The organism is Gemmatimonadaceae bacterium, assembly GCA_036504815.1.
Taxonomy (GTDB): Bacteria; Gemmatimonadota; Gemmatimonadetes; order Gemmatimonadales; family Gemmatimonadaceae; genus PNKL01.
Map to the genome: position 1 here is coordinate 40,419 of DASXUN010000001.1, position 16,559 is coordinate 56,977.

Genomic DNA, 16,559 nt, shown 5'->3' on the forward strand with positions numbered 1-16,559 from the left:
CCCTGCTGTCGCCTGTCGCCGTGCACCGCCAACCCTGCGCCCTCTGTCTCCCGTCTTCCGTCTCCCGTCTCCCGTCTGCCCCATGATTCGCCTGACTGGCCTGACCAAACACTACGGCTCGTTCGTCGCGGTCGACGGACTGGATCTCGAGGTCCCGCAGGGCGAGCTGTTCGGCTTCCTCGGTCCCAACGGCGCCGGCAAGACGACGACGCTGCGCATGATCGCCGGCATCCTGAAGCCGACGGCGGGGCGCGTCCAGATTGGCGGTATCGATCTCGCGGTCGATCCCATCGCGGCAAAGGCGAAGCTCGGGTTCATTCCGGACCGGCCCTTCATCTACGAGAAGCTGACGGGCGGCGAGTTCCTGCGCTTCGTAGCGGGGCTCTACGACCAGCACGGCCCGCAGGTGGAGCATCGCGCGCGTGAACTGCTGGCATTGTTCGACCTCGAGGAGTGGCGCGACGAGCTGGTGGAGAGCTACAGCCACGGCATGCGGCAGAAGCTGATCATCGCCAGCGCCTTCGTGCACCGTCCCGAGGTGATCGTGGTGGACGAGCCGCACGTGGGGCTCGACCCCAAGGCGATCAAGATCCTGCGCGACCTGTTCCGCGAGTACGCGGCCCGCGGCCATACGATCATGATGAGCACGCACACGCTCGCCACGGCCGAATCGCTGTGCGACCGCATCGGCATCATCGTGAACGGCCGCATGCATGCGCTCGGCACCATGGAAGAGCTGCGCAACTCGGCGACGTACGGCGGGAGCGGGCTGGAAGAAGTCTTCCTGCGCCTCACTGGAGAAAACGCAGCGCGAAACCTCATGGACGTGCTGGATGCATAGACGAGTGATGGCAGATGGCGGGTGGCGGATGGCGGACGGGCGATGACCAACTACCCGCCGCAGTCGCCCGATGCGCCGCACGTGCCGCACGTGAGCGTCGCCAACCCCGACGCGCCGCTGCTGTGGATTCTGATGCCCAAGTGGCTCACGGCGCGCGCGCGCGCGATGGCCGGCGAGCGGGGCCGCGGCGCGCGCATCACCATCCTGGCCACGGTGGGCCTGCTCTTCTGGGGGTTCATCTTCGGCCTGCTCTACCGGCTGCTCAGCTACTTCAAGGGCGTCCCCGAAATCGGCGAACTGCTCGCGGGCAAGCTGCTGGGCTTGATGCTCGTGTCGTTCTTCTCGCTGCTGCTGCTCTCGAACGTCATCACGGCGCTGTCGTCGTTCTTCCTGGCGAAGGACCTCGACCTGCTCGTCTCCGCGCCGGTGGACTGGCTGCGGGTCTACGCGGCGAAGCTGTCGGAGACGACCATCTTCTCGAGCTGGATGGTCGTGCTGATGGCGATCCCGATGTTCACGGCGTACGGCATCGCCTATCAGGGCGGCTGGGGCTTCGGCCTCTTCGTCGCGTTCGGCCTCATTCCCTTTCTCGTCATTCCCTCGGTGCTGGGGAGCGCGACGACGCTGCTCCTCGTGAACATCTTCCCGGCGCGGCGCACGCGCGACATCCTGAGCGTCATCGCGGTGATGACGGCGGGCGGCATCGTGCTCCTGTTCCGCCTCGTGCGCCCCGAGAAGCTGGCGCGTCCCGAGGGATTCCGCTCGCTGGTGGACTTCATCGCGGTGCTGCGCGGCCCGACGTCGCCGCTGCTCCCGAGCGAGTGGTTCCAGAAGGCGGTGATGGGCTTCCTCGCCGACCGGCACGACTGGCTGTCGCTCTACATGCTCTGGTCCACGGCCGCCGCGCTCGTCGTGCTCGGCGCCCTGCTGCACCGCGCGCTCTACGCGGCGGGCTTCAGCAAGGCGCAGGAGAGCGCCGAGCGCTGGGCGCACGCCGGGCTGCTGCACCGCGCCGCGATGCGCGTGCTCCGGCCACTCGGCACGCTCAAGCGCGAGCTGGTGATGAAGGAAGTGCGGCTCTTCTTCCGCGACACCACGCAGTGGAGCCAGCTCATCCTGCTGGCCGTGCTCGTCGTGGTCTACGTGTTCAACATCAGGTACCTGCCGCTGCGCGGCGAGGGCATCACGTTCTTCCTCATCAACGTGGTGCCGTTCCTGAACCTCGTGCTGGCGGGCTTCGTGCTCGCGTCGATCGCGGCGCGTTTCATCTTCCCCGGCGTCTCGCTCGAGGGGCGCACGCTCTGGCTCCTGCGTTCGAGCCCGCTGGCGATGCGCGACCTGCTGTGGGCGAAATTCTGGGTCGGCACCCTGCCCCTGCTGGTGCTGGCACTCGGCATCGTGGGGGTGACCGACTACCTGCTGCAGGTCTCCACCTTCATGTTCCTGGTGTCGGTGTTTACCATCACGTTCATGACGTTTGCCATCGCCGGACTGGCCATCGGATTCGGGACGCTGTTCCCGCAGTTCGAGACCGAGAATGCAGCGCAGATTCCCACGTCATTCGGGGGCCTGCTCTTCATGATGGCGTCCATCGGCATGATCGGGGGCACCATCATTCTCGAGGCACGCCCGGTGTACGGTTACCTGGCGGCCCGCGCCTTCAACACGGCCGCCAGCCCGGTGGAGATGGTGCTCGGGTTTGGCGCGGCCGTCATGCTGTGCGCGGCCTGCACGGTGATTCCCATTCGAGTGGCGCTGCGGCGCCTGGAAGCCACGGAGCGCGGATGATCAGCCGTCCCACGGAACGCGACATTCCCGCGATTGTCGCGCTGAACAACATGTTCGCCCCGGAGGGCAAGACCCTCCATCGCACGCCGCAGTTCGTCGAGGAGCACCTGCCCGACTACCTGGTGCTCCGCGGCGAGAGCGGCCGCGTCCTCGGCTGCGTGGCGCTCGACGAATATTCGCCGTCGCTCGTCGAACTGATTGGCCTGGCCGTGCACCCGTCGGCGCGCGGCCGCGGCTACGGTGTGATGCTCATCGAGGAAATCACCGACCTCGCGCGGCGCCGCGGCTACGACGAGATCTTCGCCACGTCGTTCTCCGAAGCGATCTTCGAGGCGTGCGGCTTCCTCAAGGAGAAGCTCGACGAGTTTCCGGAGAAGGTGCTGCGCTACACGCGCATCGACCGCACCGAGGTGGAGATGGCGGAGAAGCACTGCTTCTCGCGCGTCCTGCGCGAGACACACGAAGCGGCGGCGTAGGCACGGCGGCACGCCGCGGCGTGCCGCGCCGTCAGCGTTTCGGGGGACGGAGCAGCGGCCAGAGCACGTACGCCACGGCCAGCGCGCCGAGCGCCATGGCGGTGAGCAGCGAGCGGTTCACGCGTTCTCCCCCTCGTGGACCGTCGCGTCCGCCGTGGTCGGATCCTCCGCGACGGCGCTGGCGGGGTTCACGGGGCCGGCGAAGGCCGCGAGCAGCGCGGCGAGCACGGCAACTATGCCCGCCGCCCAGAGCCAGCTCACCATCGGCACGAAGCGCACCGAGAGCACGGCCGTTGTCGCGTCGGCGTCGCGCACGTCAATGTGCAGGTCCTGCAGCACGCCCCAGGCGATCCCGGACAGGTACTCCTCCGCCACCGGCTGGCCGCTGGTCGGCGCAAACAGGGTGCGCACTTCGGTGGTCACGTACGCGCGCGCCCGACCGCCGGACACGGCACGCACCGCGAGCACGGAGGAAACGACGTCCTCGCGCCCGACGCGTGACACGCCTTCCAGCGAAAGCGTCCAAGCCGAGCCGAATCGATCGACGACGCGCGACTGCTCCCCCTCGCTCACCGCGACGTCGGCGACGCGTGCAAAGCCCGACGCCACCAGTGACACGCTGGCCACCATCGTGGCCACCAGGGAGATACGCAACGCGCGCGCGCCCATGCCCGCCGCCGGGCGCGAGGCGCGCCGCACCTCCACCACGATCGCCAGCACTACCGCCAGCGCGAGCCAGGCGGCCGCGCGCCCGGGCGCCGAGGCGGCGAAGTCATGCACGCCTTCCCAGCCGAGGGCACGACTCAGCGCGAGCCCGACAAGCGCCAGCGTGAATGCCGCAAATCCTGCGACTATCGAGACGCCCGACCGCCACACGCGGATCGTGGCCAGCACCAGCACCGTGGCACCGGCCCACGCGAAGGCAGTCCCGTCATGCACCGGCGCCCACGACCAGTCGGACGCCCAGGCCGCGTCGCCGTAACGCCGGCGCCAGTCGAGCAGCATCGCCGCGCTCAACAGGGCCCAGCACAGCAGCGTCCACCGGCGCGCCGCGGCGCGCCAGGGCGCGCGTCCGAGCGCACCCATCACCACCAGAATCGACGGAACGGAGACGAGCGCCATCGCCACATAGCCGACCGGCATCTGGACGAGCGCAACCGGGCGCATCCACTCGAGCGGCATGCCGCGCCCGTCATTGGGCGGGAACGCGAGTCGCCCGAACGGATTCGACCCGAAACTCGCCATCGCGAGCACCGCGAGGAGCATGAGGCCGAGCAACGCCACCGTCCACGCGCGCAGCAGGCCGCCGCGCGGCAGGCTTGCCGCCGCGCCGATCGCGCCGAGTCCCAGTGCGAGGGCCCACAGCAGCAGCGCGCCATTCGGTCCCGCCCAGACGGCGCCAATGCGATACGGGAGGGGCGTGCTGTACGACGCCCAGGTCGCCACGTATCGGTAGGTGAGATCACCAACGGCGAGCGCCCATCCCAGGCCGACGACGGCCAGCAGCGTGAAGAGCGTGGCCGCGTGCACACCGCGCTCGCCGCTGACCGCGAACTCGGCGCGTCCCGTGAGCGCGCTGGCCAGCGCCAGCGATGCTCCCCACGCTCCCAGCAGGAGCGCGAGCCACAGCGACAGGTCGCCCAGCTGGATCAGGCGGCCGGCCCTTTCATGGCCGCGCGACGCACGCGCGCCATGAGCTCATCGAGCGCCTGCTCGGCTCGCACCCGCTCCTCCGACGCCATCTCTGCCGAGTGGCGATCCAGTCCGCGGACCTGCTCCAGCATCTCATCGATCAGCGCCCGGAGAATGAAGTTGCTCCGGCGGTGGGCGAATGGCGGGGCCTGCGGCGTGGACTCGGTCATCTCGGAGGGTGGGGATCCCTGAAGTCTGTCCCTTCGCCGCCGGAATTGAAACGGGGTGCCCTCATCGATCGGCTTGTCGCGCGATGACCGTGGCGGCCGTGCCACCGACGCCATCCCACGCGAGGTCGCGCCAGCTCGCGGTGTGCTGCGCGGGATGTCGCCGATCGTAGAGTTCCTTGCCGACGCCGACCGCGACCGTGACGAGCGAGGCGCGCTGCACGGCGACGGTGTAACGCGCGTCGCGGCGGAACAGGGAGTACGCCGCGCCCTGCACCACCGCCGACGCCGCCGCGTGCAGGAACGTGTCGCGCCCGAACCACGGGTCGTTGGCGCGGTGCGGCGGACCGCCGGAGAAGAGCAGGAAGACGAGCGTCAGGTTCATCGTCACCTCACGCCGTGAACCGGTACGGCGGGTGCGCGATGCCGCGATCGGTGACGATCGCGCGCACGAGCGCCGCGGGCGTGACATCGAAGGCCGGGTTGTGCACCGCCGCGCCGGCGGGAACGACATCGCGGTCGCCGACACGCCGCACTTCGTCGGCCGCGCGCTGCTCGATGGCGATGGCCTCGCCATGCGGCGTGGCGGGATCGATGGTCGACGAGGGCGCCGCCACGTAGAACGGCAGCTGATGATGGTGCGCCGCGACCGCGTGCGCGTAGGTACCGATCTTGTTCGCGACGTCGCCATTGGCGGCGATGCGATCGGCCCCCACGATCACCAGGTCGACGCGTCCGGCGCGCATCAGTGACGCGGCCATCCCGTCGGTGCAGACCGTGACGGGAATTCCCGCCTCGCCCAGTTCCCACGCGGTGATGCGGCTGCCCTGCAACAGCGGACGCGTCTCGCAGGCGATCACCTCGACGCGGCGTCCCGCGGCGGCGGCCGTGTAGACCGGCGCGAGCGCCGTGCCGATGCCGGCCGTCGCCATCGCGCCGGCGTTGCAGTGCGTGAGCACCCGCGCGCCGTCGGGAATGAGCGCGGCGCCGTGGCGGCCGATGGCCTCGCACATCTGCTCGTCTTCCGCGAGGATGGCCTCCGCCTCGGCGGCCAGCGCGTCGAGCAGTGCGGCGCCGTCCGCGGTGACGTGCTCCACCACGGCGCGCATGCGGCGCATGGCCCACGGGAGGTTCACCGCCGTCGGACGCGCATGGGCGAGCCGGTCGATGGCGAGGAGCAACGCCGGACGTGCCGGCATCGCGCCCTGCGCGCACGCCGCCACGATGCCCAGCGCCGCCGCCACGCCGATGGCCGGCGCCCCGCGCACCGCGAGCGTGCGCACCGCCTCGTCCACGTCATCGAGCGTGCGCAACTCGCGCTCGACCACCTGCCCGGGAAGCAGGCGCTGGTCGATGATGCGGAGCGTTCGACGGTGGGAGTCCCAGCGGAGAGAGCGTGGAATCACGGGTGCAGGGTGCAGGGAACAGGGTGTGGTTCGGAGTACGGGGGAAGAGTGTGGTGCAGGGGGAGGGGGAGACAAGTCCGTGGACACTCGGCCCGAGTTCCTGCACCACACCCCGCACTCTTCACCACACCCCGCACTCTTTACCACACCCCACCCCCCGCAGCACACCCCGCACCCCTCCCCCGCACCACACCCTGTTCCCTGCACCCTGCACCTCACTCTGTACCCTTCCTGCCGCCCCCCGTACCTTTCGTCATCTCCCTTTGGTGCGCCGATATGCCCTACGAATTCCTGACCGTCGAGGTCGCCGACCGCCTCGCCACGGTCACGATCAACCGCCCCGACAAGCTCAACGCGCTCAATGCGCGCGTCCTCGAGGAACTGGATGGCGTCTTCACCGCCTTCGCGACCGACCGTTTGGTCGGCGCCGTGATCCTCACCGGCGCTGGCCGCGCCTTCGTGGCCGGCGCGGACATCGCCGAGATCGCCGCGAACGACGCGGCCGGACTCGAGCGGCTCTCGGCCAGGGGCCAGGCCATCTTCAGCAGGATCGAGCGGCTGCCCAAGCCAGTCGTGGCCGCCGTGAACGGTTTCGCCCTCGGCGGTGGGTGTGAACTGGCGCTGGCCTGCCACGTGCGCGTCGCATCGGAGCATGCCAAGTTCGGCCTCCCCGAGGTGAAGCTGGGGCTCATCCCCGGCTACGGCGGCACGCAGCGCCTGCCGCGGCTCATCGGCAAGGGGCGCGCCCTGCGCATGATCCTCAGCGGCGAACAGATTGACGCCAATGAGGCGTATCGGCTGGGGCTCGTGGACGTATTGGCGACGAACACGACGCTCACGGACGTGACCCGCTCCATCGCCCTGCAGATGGCGAAGAACGGGCCCGTGGCCGTGGCGCGCGCCATCGAGGCGGTGAATGACGGCTTCGACCGACTCGCCGACGATGCGCTGGCGCTCGAAGCGCGCCTCTTCGGCTCGCTCGGCGCCACGAAGGACATGGCGGAAGGGACGGCGGCATTCCTCGCCAAGCGTCCCGCGCAGTTCACCGGCGAGTAGGAGCCTGATGATACCGCTCACGCGCGTGGCGGAACTCGCGGTACGCGACTTCCGCAATCTCGAGCGCATCGACGTGACGCTCGCTCCCGAGGGGATCGCGATCGTGGGCGAGAACGGCCAGGGCAAGACGAGCTTCCTCGAGGCGCTCGCCTACGTGGAGCAACTGCGCTCGGCGCGCGGCGCGCGCGACCGCGACCTCGTGCGATTCGACGCACCGGCCTTTCATGTCCATGCCACCGTGCACGGCCCGGAGGGCCCGCGCCAGCTTGGCGCCGGCGCCGACCGCGCCGGCCGCAAGAAGGTGACGCGCGACGGCGTGGAACTGCCGCGCATCACCGACGCGCTGGGCGCGCTGCCGTCGGTGCTGCTCGCCCCGCGTGACGTGGCACTGGTGGGCGACGGACCGGCCGAGCGTCGCCGGTTCCTCGACATCACGCTCGCGCTCACTTCGCCGAGTTACCTGCGCGCGCTGCGGCACTACCGGGCCGCGCTCGATCGGCGGAACGCCGCGCTGCGCGACGCGGCGCGCCACCGGCGCGGCGCCGAGGCCGTCGCGGCCTGGGAGCCCGCGCTCGCGGAACACGGCGCGGTGCTCGTGACGGAGCGCCGGGCGTGGGTGGAACAGCACGCCGCGGAGTTCACGCGGCTGTCGCACGCCATTGGCGAGCCGGGCCTCGCCGCCATGGCGTACGCGACGACGCTGTCGGATGAGGGGGCGGTCGAGGACGCGCTGCGCGCCGCGCTGGAGCGCCTGCGCGAACACGACCTGCGGCGCGGCAGCACGCACGCCGGCCCGCATCGCGACGACCTGGCGCTGACGCTGGACGGGCGCGAGTTGCGTGTGGTTGGCTCGGCCGGGCAGCAGCGCACGGGGGCCATCGCGCTGCGCCTCCTCGAGGCCGCGACGCTGCGCCAGCGGCGCGCCACGCTCCCGGTGCTGCTGCTCGACGATCCGTTTGCGGAACTCGACAACCGCCGCGCGGCGCGCGTGCTCGACCTGCTGCTCGAGGCGGGGGTGGGCCAGGTGGTGCTCTGCGTGCCGCGGCCGGAGGAGATTCCGGCGCGCTTCACGCGCCTCGCCCGCTACCGCATCGCGGGCGGCGCGCTGTCGGAGGGATCGTGACCGACCGCCGTCGGGGCCCCGCGAAGGTGGGTGACGCGCTGGCCGACCTGCTCGCGGCAAGCCCGTTGGGCGCGCGCATCGCCCGGGCGGAGGTGCTGACCCACTGGGCCGGGGCGGTCGGGCCGCAAATCGCCGCTGTGACGCACGCACGGGCCATCGCCGAGAACGGCACGCTGACGGTGTCGGTGAAGACGAGCGCGTGGCTGCAGGAGCTGTCGATGATGGAGCGCACACTCGTCGCGAAAGTGAACAAGAGCGCCGGGCGCGACGTTGTTAGGAAGATTCGCTGGGAGGCACAGCGGTAAGTTGTTGATTTACATAACGTTATATACTGTGCCTCGGGTTGCGTTCCGAGGCGTTTTCAATTATAGTATTGGAGATGTGGAGAAACACTCGAAATTCGGCGTTTCTTTGGAGCTCCCCCAACTCCCCTTTCTGCGCGCGCAATGGCCAAGACGAACGACGCGGCTGAATCGCACTACGACGCCTCCGGCATTCAAGTCCTGAAGGGACTCGAGGCGGTTCGCAAGCGCCCCGGCATGTACATCGGCTCGACGTCGAGTCGCGGCCTCCATCACCTCGTCTACGAGGTCGTGGACAACTCCATCGACGAGGCGCTGGCCGGCTACTGCGACTCCGTCGCGGTCACCATCCACGCCGACAACTCGATCACGGTCATCGACAACGGCCGCGGCATCCCGGTGGACATGCATCCCACCGAGAAGCTGCCGGGGGTGGAGCTGGCGCTGACGGTGCTGCACGCCGGCGGCAAGTTCGACAAGGAGTCGTACAAGGTGTCGGGCGGCCTGCACGGCGTCGGCGTCTCGGTGGTGAACGCGCTCTCGGAGTCGCTGAAGGTCTGGATCAAGCGCGACGGCAAGGAGCACTACATGGACTTCGTCCGTGGCGACACGACGACGAAGCTCAAGGTGCTCGGCAAGGTGAAGGACAAGGACACCGGCACGACGGTCTGGTTCAAGCCCGACCACGAGATCTTCACCGAGCTGCAGTACGACTACGCCACGCTCGCCTCGCGATTGCGCGAGCTGTCGTTCCTGAACAAGGGCGTGAAGGTCACGCTGAAGGACGAGCGCGAGGGCCTGGAGAAGGAGGAGACGTTCCACGCCAAGGGCGGCCTGCGCGAGTTCGTGCAGTTCCTCAACGCGAACCGCAGGGTGCTGCACAACGAGATCCTCTACGCCGACGCCGAGCGCGACGGGATCGGCATCGAGATCGCGCTGCAGTACAACGACGGCTACAACGAGACGATGTTCTCGTTCGTCAACAACATCAACACGCACGAGGGCGGCACGCACCTGACCGGCTTCAAGTCGGCGCTGACCTCGGTGATCAACAAGCACCTCGACAAGTCGAGCGCGGCCAAGAAGGACAAGGAGCTGCGGCTGAGCGGCGACGACGTGCGCGAGGGCCTCACCGCCGTGCTGAGCGTCAAGGTCAAGGAGCCGCAGTTCGAGGGGCAGACCAAGACGAAGCTGGGCAACTCCGAGGTGGAGTCGGCGGTCAAGACGTACGTGAACGAGTGGCTGGCCGAGTACCTCGAGGAGCATCCGCGCGTCGGCAACATCGTCATCGAGAAGGCGCTGGCGGCGGCGCGAGCCCGCGAGGCGGCGCGCAAGGCGCGCGACCTCACGCGCAAGAAATCGGCGCTCGACGTCGGCAACCTGCCCGGCAAGCTGGCCGACTGCTCGCTGAGCGATCCGGCGCTGTGCGAGCTCTACCTCGTCGAGGGCGACTCGGCGGGCGGCTCGGCCAAGCAGGGGCGTGACCGGATGTTCCAGGCCATCCTGCCGCTGCGCGGCAAGATCCTGAACGTCGAGCGCGCGCGCATCGACAAGATCCTGAGCAACGAGGAGATCCGCACGATCATCACGGCCATCGGGTCGGGGATCGGCGAGGAGGACTTCTCCATCGAGCAGGCGCGCTACCACAAGATCATCATCATGACGGACGCCGACGTGGACGGCGCGCACATCCGCACGCTGCTGCTCACGTTCTTCTTCCGGCAGATGCCGCAGCTCATCGAGAGCGGCTTCATCTACATCGCGCAGCCGCCGCTCTACCGGGTCGCCAAGGGGAAGGAGGAGTACTACGCCTTCGACGAGCAGCAGCGCGCCGACTTCGTGACGCGGCTGGGCGGGGGCGAGGACGGCAAGGCGAACGTCGGCATCCAGCGCTACAAGGGCCTCGGCGAGATGAACCCCGAGCAGCTGTGGAAGACCACGATGGATCCGGCGACGCGCACGATCCTGAAGGTGGGCATCGATGACGCCGCGCAGGCGCACCAGCTGTTCGAGACGCTGATGGGCGACGAGGTGGAGCCGCGGCGGGCATTCATCGAGGCGAATGCGAAGTTCGTGTCCAACCTCGATATCTAGGACGATTGAGGATCTGGAACTCGGAAATCGATTGATCGATTTCGATTGACGAATGCGATTGGCGATGGACCCGGGCGCGCTGCGGCGCCCGGGTCTTTTCTTTTTGCCACGCGGGTCGGCGGGGGAGGCACCTGGCGCCGCCGGCACCGGCGGACGGGGCTGGCGTCGAACGCTCAGGGAATGCGCCACGCCTTCGTCCGGCCGCTCACGAATTGCGCCGGCGCACCGGACACCCGCAACTTCATTGGGTTCGATCCTTCTCTCCCGATGGAGTTGACCATGACCGATGAAGCGCCCGCCGCCCCCGCGCCCGCCAAGGTGTCCCTCGCGGAGGATTTCGTCGACATCTTCGTCTCGCCGCGCGAGGTCTTCGCCCGGCGCGCGAACTCCGGTTACTTCCTCGTGCTCGTCATCCTGACGCTGGTGCTGGGCGGCCTCTTCCTCGCCAACCGCGCCACCATGCAGGACCTCATGGACGCCGAGCTGGCGCGCGGCATGGCACAGGCGATGAAGGACAATCCCGGCATGACCGCGGCCCAGGCGGAGACGGGGCGCAAGATCGGCCAGCAGATCATGACGTTCGGGGCCTTCGTCGGGATCCCCATCGCGCTCTTCCTCATCGGATTCTGCGCGTGGCTGACCGCGAAGCTCCTTGGCGCTTCGCTCTCGTACCAGGCGGCGACCATGATCGCGACGTATTCGTACTTCCCGCGCATCCTCGAGTCGCTCTCCGTCTCGGTGCAGGGGCTCCTCCTCGACACCGCCGGCCTGCGCGGCCGCTACCAGCTCTCGCTGGGCGTCGCGCGGTTTCTCGATCCCGAGATGTCCCCGGGGCTGCTTGGCCTGCTGGGACGCATCGACCTCTTCACGCTCTGGGTGACGGTGCTGCTGGCGATCGGCATCGGGGTGGTGGCGAAACTGCCGAAGGACAAGGTGATCGCGGCCGGCGCCATCATGTGGGCGTTCGGTGCGTTGCCGTCGCTCTGGACCTTCGCGAAGGCGGCCATCTCCGGCTGAGCCCTCGCTTGCCGCCGCCGGCCGCCCGCCGGCCGGCGTCACATTCGCATTCGACCCGCAGGAATATTCCGTGACCCAGAATCGCCGTGATTTTCTCAAGCAGTCGTCACTGATCGCCGGTTCGGCGGCCGCGGCCGCGCTGGTGGCGCCCGCCGATGCGGCCGCGGTGCGCCGCCCCCGCGCCAGGCCTTCGGGCAAGCCGCGGCTCGCGCTGCGCTTTCGCCCGTATACGCTGGAGCTGAAGCACGTCTTCACCATCGCCAACTCCTCGCGCACCACCACGCCGGTGGTGCTCACCGAGGTCGAGTACGACGGCGTGATCGGCTACGGCGAGGCGTCGATGCCGCCGTATCTCGGCGAGTCGCACGCGTCGGTCACGGACTTCCTGTCGCGCGTGGACCTGTCGAAGTACGACAATCCGTTCGAGCTCGACACGATCCTGCGCGACATCGACGCGATCACCTCGGGCAACACGGCGGCGAAGGCGTCGGTGGACATCGCGCTGCACGACCTGCTGGGCCGCCTGATGAAGCAGCCGTGGTACAACATCTGGGGCTTCAACGCCGCCCGGACGCCGTACACCTCGTTCACCATCGGCATCGACACGCAGGACGTCGTGCGGCAGAAGACGAAGGAGGCCGCCGAGTTCAAGGTGCTGAAGGTCAAGCTCGGGCGCGACACCGACAAGATGATGATCGAGACCATCCGCTCGGTGACGAACACGCCGATCACGGCCGACGTGAACCAGGGGTGGCGAGACCGCGCCGTCGCGCTCGACATGCTCTTCTGGCTGAAGGAGCGCGGCGTGGTGATGGTGGAGCAGCCGATGCCCAAGGAGCAGGTGGACGACCTGGCGTGGCTGACCGAGCGGAGCCCGCTCCCCATCATCGGCGACGAGGGCGTGCAGCGCCTCACCGACATTCCGCACGCCAAGGGCGTCTATCACGGCATCAACATCAAGCTGATGAAGTGCACCGGCATGCGCGAGGCGCACAAGATGATCGTGCTCGCGCGGTCGCTGGGCCTGAAGGTGATGCTGGGCTGCATGACGGAGACGTCGTGCGCCATCTCCGCCGCGTCGCACCTGTCGCCGATGGTGGACTGGGCCGATCTGGACGGCGCGCTGCTCATCGGCAACGACGTGTACGACGGCACGAAGGTCGTGGACGGCAAGGTCACGCTGCTCGACCGGCCCGGGATCGGCGTGGAGAAGCTCAAGAAGTAGCGCCCTGCCCCCTCGATACGATTCGCGGCGAACGGAGCGTTCCGTTCGCCGCGTTCTCATCTAGCCTCCAGGAACGGCTAGGGCTGCACCCGCGGCGGCACGGCCCCGATGATGCGCCGCGCGCGCACGAGGTTCTTGAGCAGCCCGTCGTTGAAGTTGGCCGCCGCGGGGTTGAAGCTGTCGATGCGCACGCCGGCGCCGCCCGGCGTGTGGATAAACTGCTTGTCCTGCAGGTAGATCGCGACGTGGGTGATGCGTTCGGACTGCTCGGCGGTCGCCTTGCGCCCGAAGAAGAGCAGGTCGCCCTTGGCCAGGTGCCGGAAGTCGTCGCCCACCGGGACTTCGTTCCCCATCTGCGCCTGCTGGTTCGCGTCGCGATTCAGCTCCAGCCCGTTGAGCCGGAAGACGTTCTTCGTGAAGCCGGAGCAGTCCATGCCCTTGGGCGACGTGCCGCCCCACAGGTACGGGACGCCGATGAAACGCTTGGCGGTAAGCTCGACGTTGTCCGCGGTCAGCTTGCGGGTCGCTCTCCACCTCGCGTAATCCGCGACGAGCGTGCGCTGAATGAAGCCCTTGCGGCCGTCCGGGGTCTCCACGGCACGCCACGCCCCGCGCACGCCATCGTCCTTGAACAGCACGCCGGGGACTGCGTCGCTCACCGGCAACGACGTGGTGTCCGGCTTGCTGCGCACGACGCCGAAGTAGGCGGTCATGATCACGCGGGGTCCGTTCTGCCAGGCGTCCACGCCGGCCTGCTGGGTCAGGTGCATCGCCACCCCCTCGAGCCAGCCGAGGTACTGGTCCGGACCCTGCACGTAGTACCAGTCGCCCTGGCGCTTGAGCAGCTTCACGACCATCCCCATCATCACCTGCGTGGCCAGTTCCGCGGAGTGGGCGGGATTGGAACGCACGTTGCCGACGCTGACCTTCACGATGCCAAACGGCGTGCCCGCCAGCGCGGGATCGGGGAGGACGCGGATGCTGTCGACCACCGGCGCCAGTTTCGCGGCCGCGAGGGCGGCGAGGACGTCACGGCGGGCCGCTTCCTGATCGACGTCGCCACGCACGAGAACCTGGGTGGCCTGCTGCACGCAGGTGACGTCGAAGACCGCCACGCGGCGGTCGGGCGCGTAGCGCGCCTTGACGGCGGCGACCGCGGATTTGCACGGATCGTCCTGCGCCCCCGCGCCGGAGGGCGTCGCCGCCAGCAAGCAGAGGACGAGCGCAAGCAGCGGCAGGTGTTCGTTTCGACGCATCATGACGGCCTTCCAGAGAGGCATGTGGGCCAAGGGGACCCCTGGAAATTGCCCGTGCGCGACAGGCGACGCCAGACGACGGGTGCCGTGCCGCACGTGAGGTGACGCCTGACGTTCCTGCCCTGCAATCGTCGGAGCGAGGACGGGCCGGTGAAACCGTATATTGAATGCGACCGGCCGCGCGCTCAGTCGACGTCGCGCGCGCCGACCTGGACCCAGCCCATCACTCGCGCGACGCGTCAGCTCATTGAGCATCCGACCCATGCCACTACTGCAATTGCTGCACGAACGCGGCGAAGCGATCGTCGACGAGGCCTTCCAGGCGATGGTTCGCTCGCACCTGAAGAGTTACGAGCAGGCGGGAATGGAGCAGACCCGTGCGCGCCTGCACGATCTCTATCGCCTGTCGGTGGACGCGATCGCCGAGCGGAAACTGGGACCACTGCTCCGGCATGCCGAGCGGGTGGCCAGCGAACGGTTCGCCGCCGGATTCGACCTGTGGGAGGTGCAGACCGCGTTCAATGTGCTGGAGGAGGCGATCTGGACGCGGGTGATCAAGGAGCTTCCGCCCGAGCAGTACGCGGAGGCGCTGGGGCTCGTGGGCACGGTCCTCGGCGCCGGCAAGGACGCGCTCGCCCGCGCCTACGTGACGCTGGCCAGCAAGACCAAGTCGCCCACGCTGAACCTGCAGTCGCTGTTCAGCGGGTCGGTGGGGACGTAGCGCGCCGCTACTTCTTCTTCGCCGGCTGGGTCAGCCCGTTCTGGTGGAGCACGAGGCCCGTGACGACGCCGGTGCTGTCCTTGGTGAACGTGACCTGCGCGTCCACCACCTTCAGGAAGAATTCGTCTTCCTTTTCCGCGAAGAGTGGAAAGCGCGGCTGCCCCGTGGGCTGGGCGAATAGCTGGATCCCTTCGCGCGTGATGACGATGGCGAACGTCGGCGCGAGCTCGAAGGTGCCCACGTAGCGCTCGAGCGTCGCCTCGGGGAGCGGCACCGCGGTGCGCTTCTTCGGCACGGGCGGGACGGGGAAGCCCGGCTCGAGCAGGCGGAATCCGATCTCATCGACGCTGTTCGATGTATTGGCGAGCACCACCACCGCGTCGCCCGTCTTCTCGCTATAGCCGGTGAAGGTGCGATAGCCACCGGTGCCGCCATTGTGGAACACGATCACGTTCCCCGACGGAAGGCGCAGGCGATGCCAGGCGAGTCCCAAGGTGATGGCCGGCGAGCCTCCGGGACGCCGCGCGCCGTGGGCGAGCGCCAGTGTCGGCCCGAGCGGTGTCGACGTCGAATCCGCATTGGCGCGAATGAACGTGAGCATGTCGCGCACGGTGGATCGCAGCGCACCGGCGCCCTCGAGCGTCGGGAGGTCCCAGTTCGCGACGACGGCACCATCCGGACCGTGGCCGGGTGCGAGGCGCGTGCGCATGCCCTTGTCCAGCGCGATGCGCGTGTCGTTCATCTTCAACGGCGCGAGCACGCGCTCCGTCACCAGCGCCTCGTAGCTCTTGCCCGCATGCAAGGCGAGGGCGTGGCCGAGCAAACCCATGCCGAGATTGGAGTATTCGTACTTCTCGCCAATGCCGCGCGGCAGCTGGTACGACTTCAGGAAGTCGTAGAGCTGCGCGGGCGTGTAGTCGGCGTACGGATTGGCCGCGTCCTTCGGGCTGAAGTTCGCCGGCATCCGCGGCAGGCCCGAGGTCTGCGTTGCAAGGTCGAGCAGCGTGATCTGCTTGCCGTCCCGCGCGGGGACGACGGTGCCGGGCGGCAGGTACTTCGCCACCGGATCGTCGAGCGCGACCTCGCCCTTGCGCACCATGTCGGCGAGGATGGCGGTCGTGAACGTCTTCGTGATCGAACCGATCTCGAAGACCGTGCGGTCGTCGAATGGCGCGACGCCGGCGTTCGGTCCGTAGGCGAGGGTGCGGCGTGCCCCGCTCTTGTCCACCAGCCCCACCGCGACCCCGGCCCACAACCCCGCGTCTACGCGCGGCTGGATGATGGCGCGAATGGAGGAGTCGGCGGGAAGCTGCGCGGAAAGCGGCGCCGCCAGGACGAGAGTCGCGAGACTCGCCTGCAGAACGCGGGAGGAGAACATGGCGGCGGGATGATTGA

At 68.7% G+C, this 16,559-nt stretch carries 16 protein-coding genes; 10 read left to right on the plus strand and 6 right to left on the minus strand.

What is annotated here, in order from left to right:
• The first annotated feature begins 82 nt into the window (after positions 1-82).
• From VGJ96_00165 to VGJ96_00175, 3 genes are read left to right on the plus strand one after another with little or no spacing between them, the layout of a single operon-like run.
• The gene (locus tag VGJ96_00165) at positions 83-841 is read left to right on the plus strand and encodes an ABC transporter ATP-binding protein (protein ID HEY3285512.1); all 759 of its coding nucleotides are present in this window, start codon (positions 83-85) and stop codon (positions 839-841) included.
• A 42-nt stretch (positions 842-883) separates the two neighbouring features.
• Positions 884-2,629 (plus strand): hypothetical protein, encoded by a 1,746-nt coding sequence (locus tag VGJ96_00170; GenBank protein HEY3285513.1) that lies wholly within the window; start codon positions 884-886, stop codon positions 2,627-2,629.
• On the plus strand, positions 2,626-3,105 hold the full coding sequence (locus tag VGJ96_00175; GenBank protein ID HEY3285514.1) for a GNAT family N-acetyltransferase: 480 nt from the start codon (positions 2,626-2,628) through the stop codon (positions 3,103-3,105). The genes VGJ96_00170 and VGJ96_00175 overlap by 4 nt, the downstream gene beginning before the upstream one ends.
• A 117-nt stretch (positions 3,106-3,222) precedes the next feature.
• On the opposite strand, the gene VGJ96_00180 is transcribed toward VGJ96_00175, so the two are convergent.
• From VGJ96_00180 to mtnA, 4 genes are all read right to left on the minus strand, one after another.
• Positions 3,223-4,635, minus strand: coding sequence for a hypothetical protein (locus VGJ96_00180; protein ID HEY3285515.1), 1,413 nt, complete (start codon positions 4,633-4,635; stop codon positions 3,223-3,225).
• Positions 4,636-4,754: 119 nt separating this feature from the next.
• Positions 4,755-4,967 carry a hypothetical protein gene (locus VGJ96_00185; protein ID HEY3285516.1) on the minus strand — a complete coding sequence of 71 codons (213 nt, stop codon included), beginning with the start codon at positions 4,965-4,967 and terminating at the stop codon, positions 4,755-4,757.
• 61 nt (positions 4,968-5,028) lie between these two features.
• Positions 5,029-5,349 (minus strand): hypothetical protein, encoded by a 321-nt coding sequence (locus VGJ96_00190; protein ID HEY3285517.1) that lies wholly within the window; start codon positions 5,347-5,349, stop codon positions 5,029-5,031.
• 7 nt (positions 5,350-5,356) lie between these two features.
• A complete protein-coding gene (gene mtnA / locus VGJ96_00195) occupies positions 5,357-6,370 on the minus strand; it encodes an S-methyl-5-thioribose-1-phosphate isomerase (protein HEY3285518.1) in 1,014 nt (337 codons plus the stop codon).
• Positions 6,371-6,646: 276 nt separating this feature from the next.
• Between mtnA and VGJ96_00200 the strand changes: the two genes are divergently transcribed.
• From VGJ96_00200 to VGJ96_00225, 6 genes are all read left to right on the plus strand, one after another.
• Positions 6,647-7,426, plus strand: a complete 780-nt coding sequence (locus VGJ96_00200; GenBank protein HEY3285519.1) for an enoyl-CoA hydratase-related protein — start codon at positions 6,647-6,649, stop codon at positions 7,424-7,426.
• 7 nt (positions 7,427-7,433) lie between these two features.
• A complete protein-coding gene (gene recF / locus VGJ96_00205; protein ID HEY3285520.1) occupies positions 7,434-8,549 on the plus strand; it encodes a DNA replication and repair protein RecF in 1,116 nt (371 codons plus the stop codon).
• Entirely contained in the window at positions 8,546-8,854 is a 309-nt protein-coding gene (locus tag VGJ96_00210) for a DUF721 domain-containing protein (GenBank protein ID HEY3285521.1), read from the plus strand. The genes recF and VGJ96_00210 overlap by 4 nt, the downstream gene beginning before the upstream one ends.
• A gap of 141 nt (positions 8,855-8,995) precedes the next feature.
• Positions 8,996-10,945, plus strand: coding sequence for a DNA topoisomerase (ATP-hydrolyzing) subunit B (gyrB, locus tag VGJ96_00215; GenBank protein ID HEY3285522.1), 1,950 nt, complete (start codon positions 8,996-8,998; stop codon positions 10,943-10,945).
• 279 nt (positions 10,946-11,224) lie between these two features.
• Entirely contained in the window at positions 11,225-11,962 is a 738-nt protein-coding gene (locus VGJ96_00220; GenBank protein ID HEY3285523.1) for a YIP1 family protein, read from the plus strand.
• A gap of 70 nt (positions 11,963-12,032) precedes the next feature.
• Entirely contained in the window at positions 12,033-13,187 is a 1,155-nt protein-coding gene (locus VGJ96_00225; protein HEY3285524.1) for a dipeptide epimerase, read from the plus strand.
• Positions 13,188-13,264: 77 nt separating this feature from the next.
• Here the strand turns inward: VGJ96_00225 and VGJ96_00230 are convergent, their stop codons facing one another.
• Complete coding sequence (locus tag VGJ96_00230) at positions 13,265-14,446, minus strand: C40 family peptidase (GenBank protein ID HEY3285525.1); 1,182 nt, start codon at positions 14,444-14,446, stop codon at positions 13,265-13,267.
• 259 nt (positions 14,447-14,705) lie between these two features.
• On the opposite strand from VGJ96_00230, the gene VGJ96_00235 reads away from it, so the two are divergent.
• Positions 14,706-15,164, plus strand: coding sequence for a hypothetical protein (locus tag VGJ96_00235; protein ID HEY3285526.1), 459 nt, complete (start codon positions 14,706-14,708; stop codon positions 15,162-15,164).
• A gap of 7 nt (positions 15,165-15,171) precedes the next feature.
• Here the strand turns inward: VGJ96_00235 and VGJ96_00240 are convergent, their stop codons facing one another.
• Positions 15,172-16,542 carry a serine hydrolase gene (locus VGJ96_00240; protein ID HEY3285527.1) on the minus strand — a complete coding sequence of 457 codons (1,371 nt, stop codon included), beginning with the start codon at positions 16,540-16,542 and terminating at the stop codon, positions 15,172-15,174.
• Positions 16,543-16,559: the final 17 nt, after the last annotated feature.